Source organism: Phyllobacterium sp. MT110 (genome assembly GCF_058792715.1).
The window spans coordinates 1-16,755 of sequence record NZ_JBXAFE010000009.1 but is presented as its reverse complement, the minus strand read 5'-3'; the positions used below and the strand labels follow the sequence as shown (position 1 = coordinate 16,755).

The following is a 16,755-nucleotide window of genomic DNA, read 5'->3' as shown; positions in this document are numbered from 1 at the left end:
TTCCCGTACATTTCGCGGGACCCCATCTAGCGACCGCGAAGAGCATGCGGAGGCAAGGGCGCGGAGGCAGTTGCTGGGAAATCGTGAGCCACAAGCGCCGCCTGTCCGCCGCGGCGAAGCTTCCCTTGCCGCCGCCGGCTCGCAAGCGGCACCCAAAGGGGCAGGCCGGCTCTTAAGCCGGCCTCATTCGTCTACGAGCAAGCTTGATCGCGCAGCGGAAAGGGGTTGAAAGATCAAGGCGCCCGGAGCTCGGTCAAAGCCGCCCAAAATATCTGTAGTCCAAGTCAGTCCTGGTTCTCGATCCAACGCAGTTTGGCGAGGGTCTCTACAATGGACTGCCTGGTTCTGGGCGCGGTGATTGATCCCGCATGGTGTAGTTTTCGTGGCCCGATCGTCTAAGCTGAGGTGAATACAGCCCATGGCTCAGCTACATGTCCTTAGTCGCCTCCCCTCCCCTCACGCTTCGGTGCTAGAGCACGTCCATTGAACGCGGAATCGCGTTGAGGATTCCCTTGGTCGCCGAATTCTGATTCCATCGCTGCGACTGGTGATTTGGTCGGAGGCAATATGACCCGAGCTTTCAGCGATGATTTGCGTAGCCGCGTTCTGGCTGCGTCACGGGATGGCATGTCGGCGCGATCAGCGGCGGCCCGATTTGGGATTGGCATTTCGACAGCCATCGCTTGGATCGCCAGCGCACGGGCGGGTCGGTTGACACCTGTGAAGCAGGGCCGACGCGTTGGCTCACGCCTCGATGCTCACGAGGACTTCATCATCGGCATGATCGAAGAGGCAAAGGATATCACGCTCAACGAGATGGTCCTGCGATTGCAGGAGGAGAGAGCCGTTTCCATCGGTCGCAGCGCGCTTGACGCCTGGCTGCGAAAGCGCGGCTGGACATTCAAAAAAAGACCGCACATGCACTGGAGCAGGAGAGTCTCGATCTCCTGAAGCGTCGCCAGGACTGGTTCGACGGCCAACTCGATCTCGATCCGGCGCGGCTCGTCTTCATCGATGAAACAGGCCTGAGCACGAAGATGTCACGGATTCGCGGGCGAGCCCCTTGCGGAGATCGATGCCGCTCACCGGTCCCGCACGGCCATTGGAAGACAACGACGTTTACCGGTGCACTCAGACTATCCGGCATGACCGCACCCATGGTCCTCGACGGTGCGATGAACGGGGTCGCATTCCAGGCCTATGTCCAGCAAGTTCTCATTCCAACCTTGGCACCGGGCGACATCGTCATCATGGACAATCTACCCGCACACAAGGCGCAGGGCGTGCGTCACGCAATCGAAGGTGCTGGATGCAGGTTGCTCTACCTTCCTCCCTACAGCCCGGACTTCAACCCCATCGAGAAGGCGTTCGCCAAGCTCAAAGCTGTCTTGCGCGCAAAAGCAGAGCGAACGGTCGAGGGCTTATGGAATACGGTCGGCCAGATCGTCACACTGTTCGAGCAGCAAGAATGCGCAAACTACTTCAAATCATGCGGATATGACCCCGAGTAAAATGGATGCGCTCTAGTGTACCTGATGCTCAAAGAGTGTCGCGATGAGCGCGCACGAGCGGAAAAATATCAGGACAAATTCAACGGGATCGCATATCTTCCGCTACGAAGCGGTACGCGCCGCTTCGGGGCGTCGAAACCCCTCATACCCGGTTGGTGCCACCCGTAAGGCATCAGACTCCTTGACCTTTGCGGTCGGGGGACCTGTGGCGTATGCAATAGGTTCTCCGGGACTAAAGGCCATGGGGCCGTGGTATGCGGTTTCGAATCCGCCGATCACCGGGGGTCAATGAGCATCGGACGGCGGGGGCGTACCGCCGCGGTTGCTTTAGGAGAAACCGTTGGCACAGGACACTGTCTTTACTTTCTACACGTACTCAAATGCGGGTACTCCAGCCGAGGAGCGTTGGAAGCCAACAGGCATACCAGATATTTTCTTCGATAGTCGTGAGGAGGCTCAGTGCGCCGTGCTAGAGATGCGTGACGATATAACAGCCGATCCGGAAATCGAGTGGCCGGTCATGATAGTGGAAAAGGTGCTAACGGTTCCTATCAGCCAGAAAAGTATTCTTGCCCTGCTGAACGACGGGAAGTGCATTTATCCAAAGTTACGAAGTTGTTGAAAGCATTGGCCCCAAATGATGTGAAAAAGCATGAATGAACGCGTCCAAACAGACACCGATCTTTTGCTATTGGCATACGTCGCTACCTGTTCGATTTTCCCTTTCAATATTCTAGATTCTGTCCGCTGCGACATTTCAACGGTACCTTCACTCTTGAGTCGCTGAACGCATATCGGTACCTCCGACTCCGTTTTTTACTTCCGTCTCCAATTTCTGAATCTACCGGATGATCGTCGCGTCGGTGCCCATCCTCCTGCACGCCATCACCGTACGCGCAATGCAGTTGAACGGGCTTGTGTCCTCCAACCCAGCACGCAGTCTGGGGAGCATTGTCCGCGCACCTGGTTTGGTGATCTCACCTCGCAATCATGGGAAAAGCGCCGAGCGCCCGGATCGTTATCTGAGGTGACGCGACCGTACGGTCACCGGTTGGCCCCGCATGACCGCAGGGCGCGAGTTAGCATTTGAAACGCTCCAGCATGGTTTTGAGTTGAGAGTTCTGCAGCCGAAGTTTGCCGATAAGCTCGCTACGCAAGAGCTTTATCTCGTCATCGAGGGTGATCGCCAGAGGGATTACGGTGACAGCGTTCGCAAGCTGGCGTCGGGCGACTGATTCATCGGTCTTGTTCTTGCCTCGCCTTCGCTCTGCAGCGACAACATCGTCGTGAAACGACACGGAAGGAGCAGCAAAATCCGTAGCCTGTGCCGCCCAGGGTCCCACCGCGAGGTCGACTGCGGCGACCGCTTTCGCCGCCTCCCCCGCGATCAGCCCAGCTTGCGGCAGATCACTCACGGCCGCCCCGTCGTCAGAGACCGCATTGGCACCGAGCAGACTTGCGTCGTCCTGTTGCTCATCGTCGGGAGCCTGCAGGCGCTGTTGCGGCTCTTGGCGCCGTCTTGACGTAAAACGGGCGACGAAATTCCATAAGGATGCCATTGTCATTAACCTCGTGTTCTACCCGCATACACAAAGCGAGCGCGAACCGGGCGGTCGCCGTGACCTCGCCGAGATGACCGTCACGGCTGGCAGAGGATGCCTTCGCCCGTCAAGCGAGATTGAGCCGCTTTCGCAGATCCGCATTTTCGGCCCTCAGCTTTTCGGAAAGCTGCCTGCGCAGGCTGCGGTTTTCGTCTTCGAGCCGCAGGAGCTCCGCCATGTCGTCGATCGCGTCCACCGGGGCGGTCGGTGAAGCAACAGAGGTATTGCTCTCGCTCTTGATAAGCTTGCTCCTTGGAGTTCTTGCAGCCACGATCGTTCCGGCTTTGCGACCGCGCTTGCCCCAGCCCTCTGTCGCATCGGTGCGGCCCGATACGGCCGCCCTTTGCGACTGATCTGCGTCCGCCTTCTTTGTTCGCGGCTTGCGCTGTTTGACCGGCGCAGCAATCGTCACGACGGGCTCCTGCGTATTGGTTTCCGTCGCGGTTTCTATTTCGTCGGGCATATGGATCTCCTCTATCGCCGATGCATTGTTCTGCTGCGGCAGCGCCGGTGTCAACATCGGCTCTATCGATCTGTCCTGCCCGATAGGCTCGTCCACCCGGGAGGCGTCACTATGCTCACGGGCTGAGGAAAATGCCGCTTCGTTTGCCTGCCGAGCCACTGACTTCAAATCGAGGTCTCCCCATATCGAATCCGGTTTGCGCTCCGACCTACGCCGTGCGTTCTTGTACTCGACGGTGAAGCTGCGGTTGATTTTCTTCACAGGATGATGCCTCGATGTCTATCGCTGCTGTACCAGCTATCCATAGGTGATCGCAAGACCGCACGGCGGGCGGGCGTTTACTGGGAAGGCGCGCGCTCCCGTGTTTTTAGCCATTCAAGACTGCGCGACCGGCCCGATGGGATCGGCGCGCGTCAGGTGCCCGATGCGCTTTCGGCCAGATTGATCTGAACCGGAAAACTCCCAATGTTTGGGTGCGGTTCAAAATCCAAACGATGTCCTGCATAGTGAAACGAGAGGGGCGCCCCCTCCCCTACCCTCCATTGGGCAAATGAGCTGTGATCGGTGATGAGATCGACCGAAGCTAATCTTACCTCGTCACTCGGCATCCAACGGCGCCACCCGCGGAAACAGAGATCGGCATGACGCTTGGATATTCTCGCAGCCGCCGCTATGCTCTCTTTTTGTTTCGCTCATCCATGAGAGCACGCCCAAGCGCACGAGGACCGCCTCGCCGATCCGCAAAATCATCTATGTGGATATGGTAGCCTTCTATGCGTCCGTTGAGCAGCGCGATCATCCGTTGCGGTGCGGGCGGCCGCTCCCCGTTGGCGGTTCCGCCGCACGGGGCGTGGTTGCCACGACCAGCAACGAAGCACGTAAATTCGGTATTCATTCTGTGATGCCCTCGATAACTCCCAAGCGAAAATGCCCCGACCTGATTTTTGTGCCCCCACGTTTTGATGTCTACAAATCCGTCTCCAGGCAATTCCACAAGATCTTTGCCGAATACATGCCTCTGATCGAACCGCTCTCTCTCGACGAGACCTATCTCGATGTCACTGAAAACTTGAAGGGGATGAACAGTGCTGCCGACATCGCATTGGAGATCCGGGCCAAGATCAACGCGATGACTGGTTTGAATGCATCAGCCGGCAATTCCTACAACAAACTCCTCAAGCGACTTGAATGAGCCAAATGGCCAGGCTGTCAGTGCCCCAAAACAGGGGCCCGGTTTAATCGAGGGCCTCCCTGACAAGAAGTTCAATGGTGTTCGTCCGGCGACGGGAGAACGCATGAAGAGCCAAGGAATTGATTCGGGAAGTCGGGGCCGAACTTAAACGGCATTGCCCGGGGCATCGACCAACGGCAAGTTCGCCCCGATAGGATTCGGAAATCTGTTGGTGCCGAAAATACGTTCATCGAGGACATAGACGACCTCGGTCTTGCGTCGGCTGAACTGAGGGCCCTCGCCGGAAAAGGTTTGGAGCCATTGCGAGGCAAACCACATTAGCGGCAAGACTGTCATCGTAAATATCAAATATTCGGACTTCACGCAGGCAACTCGCAGTCGCACGGTCGCCCTCCCCATCTTGACGGTAGACGAATTACTCGACGCTTCTTGCGACTGTCCACCCATTCAGGAGAACTTCCCGGCATCTCGAAGTTTCTCTCGCATCGCTGACTGGCGCACGTTCTGGGGAGGTGGACCAATCGCTCCTCGATCTGGACTTGTGAACAGAAGACAGACGAGCGGTCAGCAAGGATTGAGCCATCAGAGTTTTGTGCGTTCGTGTCATTGATTTCGAGACGGGCGGTAACGGATCGACCGATTGCGAGATTGGATGGTAAGACGCGATCTCTCAGCACCGCTTGAATTGGCGCGTCAATGAGGAACGCCGAACCCTCTCTGGAAAGATATTGCACCTGGCGTTCCACGCCCACCCGAAGGCGTCCGATCTGGCAGGCCATCGCGCATTGGATCTGCAGTTGGAATTGCGCTCTCCGAGTATGACCGAACTCCCGAGGTTCTCCAATCAGATGCTTCTGATACCAACGAATGCCGGATGGCCTTGACATGGGTCTGCCAGCCCATCGGGCAATGCCCGATACTATGTCACCGCCGCCACTTGAGTGACCTTTGAACTCCGCGTCGCTTAAGCAACTTCTGGCATGGAGCAGGGGACCATTGTTTCTACCACGCGTGCCGTCGGGCCCCGACAGCGGCAAAAGTTGGAACAGACCCGACGAGAAGCTGCTGGCGGGACCCTTCAGGTTCGAGATGCCGGCGTCCGGTTTAGTGTAACAACACAGCGCACAAGACGCAGTCACCGCCGGCCAAGAAGATCGAGCCGGAGCAGGGCCGCTGATAAGAGCTCCAATTTCTAAGTGCCGCGCGTTGCGGGCACAAAGCGGCATCAAGGCGGCGTATGAGCGGGGAGGGCGTTCAACTGGCGAGGCCTGGTTGATCAAAGCGCCTAGCTCGATGGTTCTAGCCAGCTGTGCCGACGCAATCGGTCCTCCATTGTGACCCGCGCCGAAAAACCTATACAAACCCGTAAGTTATGATTGTTGACCGCGGTCAACGACAATCTTTACCAGGCAAGCCTGCCATCGGAGTTCGCGCCAGATCGGCTTTGTATGACGTTGTAGCTACGGACTGCGTCCGCTGTACCAGGGGTCTGATTTGAACTATCCGATCAAAAGAAAAAGAGACCGAAGGCACAGAGCGAAAACATCGGCACAAAAAAACAATTGATATCAATTAGTTATTGCTGATGACCGCGGTCAACATATCTTCCGCCTCCCCGAACTTATGATATCCGCCACGACCTGGTCTCATGGGCAGGCGCGTGCTCTCAATGCGCCCTGACTGAGGGGCAGCGCGAAACGGCGCAGCATTTCCAGGACAATTCCCCCACTCAACTAGACCCAAAGTGTGGTCAGCTCCTGCATCTTGGCCAAGCTGACTTCGTCATAACAACATTGCAGGGGCGTTCGTCGGTCGGGAAGACCGTCATTTCCTCTTTGGATGAACCTGAGCCCCTTAATGCCAAATTTCTTCTCCACCCAAATTCGAAGCTCTTCCTGGATCACAGGGATACGATTCTTGTTCACAAGCCGCTGCTCCAGCTCCTCAAGAGAAATCCGCAGGCCGCTGTCCGATGCCATCGCAAACTCGAGCGGCGAAAGCCCTTTTCTGGATGCTCTCGTCCCAAGCCATATCGCCGCGATCTCCGTGTCAAATTTCTGTAAAGCTCTCGCACGAAGCTTTTCACCTCGAAGGAGGCCCTTCCCCCTTTCGACGATCTCGGCCCGCGCCGCGTGAGCTGCCATTGCTTCGCTCATCGGAAGACCGAGTGATTCGGAAAGATCGGGCGTGTCCGAATTGAGCGCCTCCTCAATAGTGGCAAGTTGCTGGTTCAACCGCTCCCACCGGTAATTTCCGGTGGCGATAATATCGAGGGGAGTTGAGCGACCCTCCAGGGCGCGCGTCCACAGAGCTGGCTCGGGAAATTTGAACAGCGGGGATAAGTGGAATTTCTGCCTGACTTCGGCTTAGATGCCGGGAACAGGAGATACCATGACGAGACGACCGCGCCGGAACCACAGCCCGGCTTTCAAGGCGAAGGTGGCACTTGCCGCTATCCGAGGTGAGCAGACGCTGGTGGAGTTGTCCCAGCAGTTCGATGTGCACGCCAACCAGATCAAGCAATGGAAAGACCAGCTCCTTGAGGGGGCGACAGGCGTTTTCGGCGATGAAGCGAAGACTGAATCGGCGGGCCCAACTGTGGACGTCAAAACGCTGCATGCCAAGATCGGCGAGCTGACACTGGAGAACGATTTTTTATCCGGTGCGCTCGGCAAGGCGGGATTGCTGGGCGGAAAGAAATGATCGACCGCGAGCACAAGCTATCCGTCGTGCGTCAGGCGAAGCTTCTCGGCTTCAGCCGTGGAAGCGTCTATTATCTGCCTCGTCCAGTGTCCGACGGCGATCTGGCCTTGATGCGGCGGATCGACGAACTGCACCTCGACTACCCGTTCGCGGGAAGTCGGATGTTGCAAGGGCTCTTGAGAGGAGAAGGGCTGGAGGCTGGGCGGCTGCACGTCGCCACGCTGATGAAGAAGATGGGCATCGAGGCGATCTATCGTCGCCCGAACACATCGAAACCGGCACCCGGGCACAAAATCTATCCCTACCTCCTGCGAAAGCTGGCGGTCACCCGACCCAACCAGGTCTGGGCGATGGACCTGACCTACATTCCCATGGCGCGGGGCTTCGTCTATCTCTGTGCCGTCGTCGACTGGTTCAGCCGGAAGGTCCTGTCATGGCGGCTGTCGATCACGATGGAAGCGGCCTTCTGCATCGAAGCGGTCGAGGAAGCGCTCGCCCGCTATGGCAAGCCCGACATCTTCAACACGGATCAGGGCTCGCAGTTCACCTCGATGGACTTCACGGCGCTGCTGAAGAAGGCGGAAATCGCCATCTCGATGGATGGCAAGGGCGCTTGGCGGGACAATGTCTTCGTTGAACGCCTCTGGCGGTCGATCAAATATGAGGAGGTCTACCTCCACGCCTACAAGACCGTGTCGGAGGCCCGCATCGGCATTGGCCGATATCTGACTTTTTACAATAGCCGACGCCCACATTCATCCCTTGACCGGCAGACGCCGGATCAGGCCTACTTCAACGCGCTGGCACCAATGATGGTGGCAGCATAATCGAGGCGGAAATCCACTTAACAAAACGCCCGAAACTGTTCAGACAAACCGAGCCACCTCTGTCGGCATTCAATCGCAGAGCGCTACCAAAAGAGGCGATGACCGCCTTGAGATCTTGGTGAAACAGGATCTCTCAGATTTTTAATCAGACCCCAGCGCAAACAGGATCCTGGGTCACGTCGATAGTGTACGTCGGAAGACGGTCTTAGCCGGGATGGACCCCCAAATTATGAGCAAACTGAGTGCCACTCACAGATTGGATGTTTGCTAAGTGTAAGCTCTCAGGAGGTTGTCCATTCGGACTGGACCGGGGAGACTGGAGTTACCAAGCTTCAGTATCCATCGGAGGGTCTGAATGAACATCCATAAGAATGCCCGTCTGACGCCTTTGCGTCGAGAGGAGATGGCGTTGTCGGTGATTGCGGGTCGTCTTTCCCAAGTCCAGGCAGCACGGCTCTTTGGTGTATCGGCGAAGATCGTGGCGCGCTGGGTCGAGCGCTTCAAGGCCCATGGTCGCGCAGGCATGACCGATCCGGTGGTTGCCGCGCGTGTGGTTGCTTTGGGCCGTCAGCGCTGGACCGGCCAGCACATCGCGCTCGAGGTCGGCGTCTCGCCGGCCACCGTCAGCCGGGTGCTCAGGAGTGCCGGGCTGTCGCGCCTGAAGGATATCGCGCCGACCGCGTCGGACACCGCAGCACGGGCGATCCATAAAAGGGCAAGTCGCGTGGCGCCGGCTGGCCCACGTCGCCTTCCTCGGCGCCGCAATCGCCTACTATGCCAGCCTCGGCGTCACCGTCACCCGCGTTATGACCGACAACGGCTCATGCTACCGATCGAAAGCGTTTGGAAAGGCTTGCCGCAAGCTCGGCCTCAGGCATGTCAGAACAAAGCCCTACACGCCCAGGACCATTGGAAAGGCGGAGCGCTTCATCCAGACGGCGCTGCGCGAATGGGCCTACGCTGTCGCCTATCCAACCTCGGAGCGCCGCGCTGCAGAACTGCCAATCTGGCCCCACCGCTACAATTGGCATCGCCCTCACAGCAGCCTAAAGTCCAAAACCCCAATCAGCCGTCTCGGCCTAACCGCGGATAACCTGTTGAGGCTCCACAGCTAAAACAAGCCTCAGGGAAGACGCGTCGCCTTATCCGGCTTTCAGTTGCCCGCCAGCGTTCGACTTCAAAAGCGCCATGATCATCGGACCGAGCGAGAATTCCGACTGCTCGGTGCGTCGTGTAAGGTCGCGCAGATAGCCGCCGGCAGAATTGATCACATTCGACCGTTCGAAGATGCAGGCCATTGCCACCGCTGCATTTTCGGGTCCCATGATTTCACAGGCCTCCTGATAGGCCGAGGGGCTCACGCCGAGCATCGAGCGGATCACCACGGCCGCAGACATGAGATCGCGCCAGTTCCCGATGGCTCCGCCCGGGCCATAATCGGAGATTTGCGGGCAAGCCCTCAGCACAACGGAGAGGGGGAAGACCTTTAGCGGCTCGCTCGGCTTTGCTGGCTTGCTCAACTTTTCGCCCTGCTCTTTTTCAGAGCGAGGTTCAAATACAGTAGTGGAGTTGGAGTTTGAATTCTGTATGTGGCGCTCATTTTGAGCATCATTGGTGCTATTATTTTCTGCTTTTCCGTTTGTTTCCAAGCGATTGAGGATTTCTTCCTTCAGCATTTCCATGCTTTCAAGTACTTTCCTCACCTCAACGAGTGTTGGCGTCCTCGGGAGGTTGCCGATCAGTCCGACGTAGACCTCCTCGATCGCCTGCCAATCACCATCAGCGCCCTCCTCGATGGCAGCCGTTAGGAGCTTGCGGGTGTCTCGTCGGCAAATTGTGAGCTTCTCTTTGGCTTTCCTGAACTCTGCACGCGTCGCGATCACCTGCTGCGCCAGAAGCGCGAGTTCTTCCGCACGGGCGAGCAAAGGAGAGAGATCGAAGCCAAACGCGCTTTCAACATCCCCGTCAGCACCCTTGCGCGCAAAGCGTTTGCCGTTGGCGCTATCCTTGCGGATGATCAGACCGGCATCAACCAGCGCACCCAAATGGCGCCGTAAGGTCGATCCAGGCATGCTGTGCGCTCGCAGTGACAGTTGCATGTTCGACGGGAAAACCACCAACTGCGCATCCCCTCGCAGTTCTTTTTCGGGGAAGAAGCTCAACAGCGCGTCGAGGACAGACAGGCTATTCGACTGCAGCCCCAGCAGTTCCATCGCTGCAGACGCATCGCGGAAGACCCTCCACTTGTCAGCAGATTTGCTTGTCGGTATTTCGCCGGCCGCCTGTTGCCGCCTGACAAGGGCAAGCGTTGCCGGCCGCCGCCCAAAAGGCGTCGTCACACTTTCCGTACGCATCGTTCTTCACCTTCTAACAGGCAAAAGAAATTCGTTCGCCGAAACGGCGCCTAGACTCTTGACGATGAATCCCGGAAATGCGATTCTACTGATGCTTAGACAGATAGGGGCTTCCGAGACGGCGACGTTTTGGGGGCTCTTTTCTTTTGCGGTTATGCTTCCTCTTTTCCAGTGGACTTCGCACGGCGTTCTTCGAAAAGAGCAACCGCGTCATTGAGCAGGAAGGCCGCGAACTCCCCCGCTTCCTTCCTGTCGAGTGTAATTTCGATTTTTGACTTGCTCTGTTTGACGTGGCCCAGTCGCTGACCGGACGACGTCGAGAGAACTTCAGGCAAACCACGAACAACACGGCGGGGCTTTAAGGCGCTAAGAAGCGCCTTAAAGCGATCCTGCGAAGTCATGCTCTGCAACTCGTCCGATCGCGCCAGTTCCAGACGATTCTTGTTTTCGTCCTTATGGATCAAATCCGCCAACTCTTGCCAGCTTCGCCGTCCAACGCCGGGGGCAGGTCCGATAGCATCGATCAGATCGGCGGGAATAGCTTCAACTACGGAAAGCATTCGCGACAACTCGGCCTTGTCGACAGACATCGCCGATGTGATCACTTCGCGGGCAAAACGCTCCTTCAGTCGCTGAGCGAACCGTGCCTTCTCTATGTAGGTGAGGTCCTCGCGTTCGTTGTTTTCTTGCCCTTGGGCGATCACCAGTTCCTCGTCCGTCAAGGCACGGATAACCGCCTTTACCTGCAAGCCGAGTTGTTGGAGCGCGCGCAGACGACGATGACCGAAGGCGACCTGATAATGTCCCGGTTTCTCAGGATGGGGACGTGCCAGGATTGGCACCTGCTGACCCTGCTCGCGAATCGACGAAAGCAGACCATCGATATCGCCAGGCATCCGGTCACGAACGAAAGAGGGCTCGACGAGAGCGGTGTCCAAGTCGATGACAGACTGACCCTCACCAAGCCGCCGCTCGATGTCGTCGGCGCGTGCCTGCCGGGCTTTCTCTTCTCGCATTGTGCTGGCGACTTGCCCGACAAGCTTGTTGTCGGATGTGGCAACCTTTCCGGGCATGTCGGCATCGACCTGGATTAAGTTCAGGAGGTTCTTTCTGCTCATGTCGCTCGTCCCCAAGCTCTCTTGATCAGGGTTTCAATCTCGTCATTGACGCTGTTCATCGACTCAATGGCTCGGTCATAGGTGCTGCGTGTGAACTGGCCGCGTTCGACTTCATAAAGAGTTTGATTCGTAAGCCCCGCATCTGACACGGCGGTCGACTTCAGCATCGGGAAATTCAGCACATGGGCGCCGAAAATAGAACGAAGATAGCCGACCATCTGATTTTGAGGTCCGTCGGACGGCTCAAACCGAGTGATGAGGTAACGCAGCCAGGCAAAATCAACATTGCCGCCGGCGGCGGCGACTTCTCGCAGCAGATCAGCGACCATTGCGAGAAACTGATTCATCGACATGACATCCAGCATTTGCGGATGGACCGTCACGAGAACCGATGTCGCCGCGGTGAGGGCGGAGAGCGTGAGGTAGCCCAACTGAGGAGGGCAATCGATGATGACGACATCGTAGTTATCACTAACATCATCGATTGCACCGCTGAGACGTTGAAAGAACATCACATCGCCCGGCTGCCGCGTCATCAGCGCGCGAGGGGTGTCATGTTCGAACTCCATCAGTTCGAGGTTTCCGGGGACAAGGTCCAGTCCCGGAATGTAGGTTCTCCGGATGATGTCTTTCACCGGCCGACGCCCGTCGTCATACCGTATTGCGCCGTACATCGTGTCGTTCGGGTGCACATCGATTTCGGGCTGATGCCCGAACAAGGCTGACATACTTGCCTGCGGATCAAGATCGATAGCGAGTACGCGATAGCCCTTTAACGCCAGGTATTGGGCGAGGTGAACGGACGTGGTCGTTTTGCCCGAACCACCCTTGAAGTTCATGACGGAAATAACCTGCAGTTCTTCGTCGTCGCGGCGGTGAGGCAAATATCTACGGTCTGCTCTGCCGACCTTGTCGAGATGCCGGCGGATCTTGTCGATATCAACGACGGAATAGGAGCGTCGACCGCCAGGTGTCGTGCTTACCTCTAGATTGTCTATGTCGTTAGAGACCTGACGAAGATAGACTTCCTTCACACCCACGAGTTTCGCAGCTTCTGACGGTTGGAAATGGCGTATTCCCTTTTGCGCCGTCGGCGGGAACGTGCTCACATGATGCGCTTGTAACTGAACAGCAAGAGCCGACGAATGCCGGTCTATAAGGCTTACGAGTGTTTCTCGTGATGATGCCTGCGCGTCAGCTTTGGTTTTCATGCCTAACCCAAAATTCAGTAACAGCGGTTCAACGCGGCAAAACCCTTTTTCAACCGCTGTTGCAATAAGCCTCGATTCTGGCCATTGGGCAAGCTCTTTAAGGTTAACAAACCCTTACCGAAAAACGGAAGCCAAGGGCCTGGCCCCAAAACATACTGGAAATGCAATGGGCTAGCGACTTCCTGTCGAAGGACCTCGTTCGCGCGGTTAGGGAAAATAAGAGTCGAAAACATCCATTAGGGGGTCTAAATTCACGTGCTCGCGATCAATTACGCGAGCCAGACGAATAGAATCGCTCGTTGCTTTTCCCGATTTGAGCAACGGGGGGCAGCTTTCGCGGCGCTTATCGGTTCGACTATGAACCTGATCTTTCGACCCACCTCTCTGGATACGCTTAACTCAACAGCCATCCACCGGCTCGTCCGATGTACGCGTCACGGTCTTTCGCTGGACCGGGGACTTCGATATCCAGTGCACCTAGAAGTGTGCGCATGTTGGATGCAATGAGATCGGCGAGCGGCTTTTGCCCACCCCTACCAAGTCGGTCCAAATGTCCGGCAAGCTTGGCGGCAATCTCTGTGGCGTATCTTTTCGAAAGGCGCTGGCGCGCCGCGGCGCTCGAAATGCCAACAGTCTGGAGGAAGAGATCAAAGTCTTCTCCACTTATCTCGTCCAGGGTCGTGGCATCACCAATTCGGTAAGCGAGTTCATCTGTGAGTGTATCGTCGAGGCGCGTAGGGAGAATGTCGTAACGGGGTGAAGTACGGATCCTCACACCTGGCTCATGGAGAAGCGCGAAGTTCTTTGCGTGGGCATCCACATTGCCGACGAACAAGTCAAAAAGTGTCGCTTGAATGAAGAGTTCTCTTTCTACGGCGGGATCAACTGTTGCATCGAGTATTCGCCGGACCGCATCAACGTCGAAACGCCGGCCGGGAACTCCTCGGCGTTCGTATTTGAGCGCCGACGGCAGGCCAAGGGCCTGCGCGAAATCCTCCTGATGAATTCGCACGATGCGGCCGTCTCTGTCGCGAGCACGATCGAACCGCGTGACCAGAAGGACGTTGACGCCAGCGATTGGGAGGAGCGAGACATCAGCGGTCGAAAACCCTACCTCCTGAGAAAGTCGCATTACCTCATGTTCGAGAGTCCCGTCGTGGATATGGTCCTGGTCAGGAACTTTCAGGATATGCGTCGTCGGCGCGCCAGTACCTGGTATCGGCTCGGCCAGAGAGCCGTCCGGCAGGAGAGTAAGAGCGATTTTGCTCTGCATGCCTGCAAGAGGGGAGGGGTCATCCGTACCCGGAGGCAGCCGCCGTCGCTTGTGGAGCGAGTCAACGATCGCGATCAGTCGGTCGTCGTCGATGCGCTGGTAGTCTTTCTGATAATCGCCGGGCACCTTGGTCGGAGGTGAGCCAGAGGGTAGAACCGAGATGGCACCTGCGCAATCCTTGCCGAGATGAAACAACAAGCTCGCAATATCGTCACGAGCGATGCCCTCGCGAGCCATAATGTCGGAAAGCGCGCCATCCCGCTCTTGGAGCAGGTTGTCAAAGAAGGGACGGGTCACGGCCTCCTCGAACGGCTCTGGTGTCAAGGGCAGGGACAGCGACAAAGTTATGGCACCAGGTTGCGAGACATAAGATTCGCTATAGGCGAATGCCAGACCGCCGCGTTGATCTCGCACGAGAACTCCCACCGGGTCGGGGGATGTGTCAAGGCGGACATCGAGAGCTAGCACTTCCATTTACAGTGACCGGTCGCGCGCGATAAAGGAAATGCCGGCCGCTCGAGCGACCTGGAGAACTTTTGCAAATTCCAGCGTCGGCTTGCCGTTTTCGAGTTCAGAGATAAACCTGCGTCCCACGCCTGCCAGATCTGCGAATTCCTGCTGCGACTGTTTTCGGCGCTCTCGTAGGCGACGGACCATGCGTCCCAAATCTGCGATGCTGTCGATTTGAAAATCCGCTTGTACAAAAGTCTCTGGACTTGCTTTTGGCATAGCGACCGGGGAAGGCGCAGGCGGGAGAGCTGAAAAATCCGGCAATTGCTTGGGCAAGGACGCCTTTATCGAGGTGGAGATATCAGGAAGGTTTAGATCAATCTTCGGCAACCCTTCCGTCAGCTTGGCCGCCAGATCCGAATGCTGCATCAATCGCCTAGCAATGTCAGAGGCAGACTCGATCGACTTCATAAGATCAGAGTTTACAGTTAATGTCTTGCCGAGATCACGTAAAGTTTTCGCAGGCGCTTCGATCGAAGCCAGAGTCCGAGCCAGATCAATTGCCGGACTAGTTTGTTTGACCAACTTCTGGATGTCGACTAGCGAATCGAGCGGTTTCTTTGGCAATGTCATCATCCTTTGCTCCCGATCGGGAACATATCAATATTAGAGGATCGTTTCAAGCTCTCCTGCACCCTTACGGGAGCAGGGCAGGTGTGATGATCCTGTACAGGATCACCGGGACGACGCCCCCCCTACATTTAGGTCCGCTCGTTACCGTTCGGGAGCAGCGTGCGCCCAGATATTGAGGTGCCGTAACAGGTAACAGAGGAGGGTGTCTTAAAGACCCGACGCTTTGGTCAGATTCACACGGAACCGATCGCGTCGGCGTTGATATCGCCGGGTCATCTCTGCAGATGCATGACCAAGTTGTTTCTGGACGTACCGCTCATCAACTTCGGCGGACGAGGCCAAGCCAGCACGAAGGGAATGACCGGAGAACTTGAAGGCGCGCTCGATCTCGCTCAGATCGCCCCGGACGCCGGCGGCCATGGCCGTCCGTTTCACAAGCCGAGCGACCTCCTTGTCGTTCAGCCGCTCCGACCCAACAGCTTTCCCTTGCCCGGTCATGCGGCGAAAAAGGGGGCCATGAGCGAGCTTCGCGAACTTCATCCAGGTCTCAATAGCAGCGACGGGGCATGTGGCGTCGGAGGAACCTCGGCCGATTTCCACCTCCCGCCATCCGGTTTTACCGCGCAGGGTAATCAGCATGCCCTTGTCAAGGATCTGGATCCAACCGCGACCGTCTTCCGTCTGGTCCGCCTTGAGGTCGAGGCCAACGACTTCAGATCTGCGCAAGCCGCCGGCATAGCCGATCAGCAGCATGGCGCGGTCACGCATGCCGCGCAGGGTGCCGCGCTCGAGCGTCTCGATCATTGCGATAATGTCTTCCGCCATGACCGCTTCCTTCTGCACCGGGGGGCGGGCGTGGCTGTTGCGGATGCCGGCCATGACGGTGGCGATATGCCTATCCTTGCGATCAAGCGTCAGCCCGCGTTGAGCGTAGTTCCATGAAAGGGAGGAGAGGCGCCGCTCGATCGTCGATACGGAATTCGGCTTGGTGCCGCGCTCGGCCGTGCCGGAAGCGCAGGCGGTGATGTAGAGGCCGACAGTCTGCGGATGCGGCGGAAGGGGGGTAAGACCCGACCGACGGCACCAGGCCCCAAAATGCTTCCAGTCGGAGGCATAGGCTTTTCGCGTATTGGCGGAACTGGCCGCCTCCACGTAGCCCCGGGCACGATCGGCAAGAGTGGCGAGGTGAGCTGATGTCTGGTCCTCGCCGACAAGAGGGGGGAGGGGGCTTCCGTCCGACACCTCCGGCGTGGAAACATCACCGCCGGAGGCTGTGCTGAGAGACGGCGCTGAGGTCTCCTCGACGTGATTTTCGGTGTTCTGTGTCAGTTGACCGTTTTTCGGGGTCTGCCTCACTTTGTGTGGAGATCGGACAATTGGATGGGCATCATCCGCGCTCTGAGAAGCTCTGCACCCGCT

At 57.3% G+C, this 16,755-nt stretch carries 12 protein-coding genes and 2 pseudogenes; 5 read left to right on the top strand and 9 right to left on the bottom strand.

All coding sequences use genetic code 11. The annotated features are described in order from the left end of the window. Positions 1-567 precede the first annotated feature (567 nt). A protein-coding gene (locus tag AC1Q5O_RS25700; RefSeq protein ID WP_492566932.1) for an IS630 family transposase occupies positions 568-1,511 on the top strand; the annotation gives its coding sequence in 2 pieces (ribosomal slippage) (positions 568-904 and positions 904-1,511; 945 coding nt in all). Positions 1,512-1,851: 340 nt separating this feature from the next. Beyond that, the gene (locus AC1Q5O_RS25695; RefSeq protein WP_245423628.1) at positions 1,852-2,133 is read left to right on the top strand and encodes a hypothetical protein; all 282 of its coding nucleotides are present in this window, start codon (positions 1,852-1,854) and stop codon (positions 2,131-2,133) included. A gap of 457 nt (positions 2,134-2,590) precedes the next feature. Here AC1Q5O_RS25695 and AC1Q5O_RS25690 read toward each other — a convergent pair whose 3' ends face one another. Both AC1Q5O_RS25690 and AC1Q5O_RS25685 read right to left on the bottom strand, forming a co-directional pair. Next, positions 2,591-3,070: a hypothetical protein gene (locus AC1Q5O_RS25690; protein WP_245423627.1), complete on the bottom strand. Its 480-nt coding sequence runs from the start codon at positions 3,068-3,070 to the stop codon at positions 2,591-2,593. A 109-nt stretch (positions 3,071-3,179) separates the two neighbouring features. Then, the gene (locus tag AC1Q5O_RS25685) at positions 3,180-3,836 is read right to left on the bottom strand and encodes an MreC domain-containing protein (protein ID WP_046802257.1); all 657 of its coding nucleotides are present in this window, start codon (positions 3,834-3,836) and stop codon (positions 3,180-3,182) included. A gap of 499 nt (positions 3,837-4,335) precedes the next feature. Between AC1Q5O_RS25685 and dinB the strand changes: the two are divergent. Continuing rightward, positions 4,336-5,312: pseudogene (gene dinB / locus AC1Q5O_RS25680) on the top strand (DNA polymerase IV). 1,188 nt (positions 5,313-6,500) lie between these two features. Here dinB and AC1Q5O_RS25675 read toward each other — a convergent pair. Further along, positions 6,501-7,001 carry a hypothetical protein gene (locus tag AC1Q5O_RS25675; RefSeq protein WP_492566930.1) on the bottom strand — a complete coding sequence of 167 codons (501 nt, stop codon included), beginning with the start codon at positions 6,999-7,001 and terminating at the stop codon, positions 6,501-6,503. Between the two features lie 157 nt (positions 7,002-7,158). On the opposite strand from AC1Q5O_RS25675, the gene AC1Q5O_RS25670 reads away from it, so the two are divergent. Then, positions 7,159-8,297 (top strand): IS3 family transposase gene (locus AC1Q5O_RS25670; RefSeq protein WP_479341649.1). Its coding sequence is split into 2 segments (ribosomal slippage): positions 7,159-7,417 and positions 7,417-8,297, totalling 1,140 coding nucleotides; the frame shifts between segments, so codons are not numbered across the junction. A 355-nt stretch (positions 8,298-8,652) separates the two neighbouring features. Then, a pseudogene (locus tag AC1Q5O_RS25665) lies at positions 8,653-9,412 on the top strand (integrase core domain-containing protein). Between the two features lie 27 nt (positions 9,413-9,439). Here AC1Q5O_RS25665 and repC read toward each other — a convergent pair. The 6 genes from repC to AC1Q5O_RS25635 form a co-directional block, all read right to left on the bottom strand. Further along, positions 9,440-10,651 carry a plasmid replication protein RepC gene (gene repC, locus AC1Q5O_RS25660; protein WP_046802259.1) on the bottom strand — a complete coding sequence of 404 codons (1,212 nt, stop codon included), beginning with the start codon at positions 10,649-10,651 and terminating at the stop codon, positions 9,440-9,442. Positions 10,652-10,803: 152 nt separating this feature from the next. After that, on the bottom strand, positions 10,804-11,769 hold the full coding sequence (gene repB, locus AC1Q5O_RS25655; RefSeq protein ID WP_046802260.1) for a plasmid partitioning protein RepB: 966 nt from the start codon (positions 11,767-11,769) through the stop codon (positions 10,804-10,806). Continuing rightward, positions 11,766-12,980, bottom strand: coding sequence for a plasmid partitioning protein RepA (gene repA, locus AC1Q5O_RS25650; RefSeq protein ID WP_046802261.1), 1,215 nt, complete (start codon positions 12,978-12,980; stop codon positions 11,766-11,768). The genes repB and repA overlap by 4 nt, the downstream gene beginning before the upstream one ends. A gap of 394 nt (positions 12,981-13,374) precedes the next feature. Further along, on the bottom strand, positions 13,375-14,727 hold the full coding sequence (locus tag AC1Q5O_RS25645; protein WP_046802262.1) for a HipA domain-containing protein: 1,353 nt from the start codon (positions 14,725-14,727) through the stop codon (positions 13,375-13,377). Then, a complete protein-coding gene (locus AC1Q5O_RS25640) occupies positions 14,728-15,339 on the bottom strand; it encodes a helix-turn-helix domain-containing protein (RefSeq protein WP_082129065.1) in 612 nt (203 codons plus the stop codon). 204 nt (positions 15,340-15,543) lie between these two features. Beyond that, positions 15,544-16,692: a tyrosine-type recombinase/integrase gene (locus AC1Q5O_RS25635; protein WP_492566982.1), complete on the bottom strand. Its 1,149-nt coding sequence runs from the start codon at positions 16,690-16,692 to the stop codon at positions 15,544-15,546. Positions 16,693-16,755: the final 63 nt, after the last annotated feature.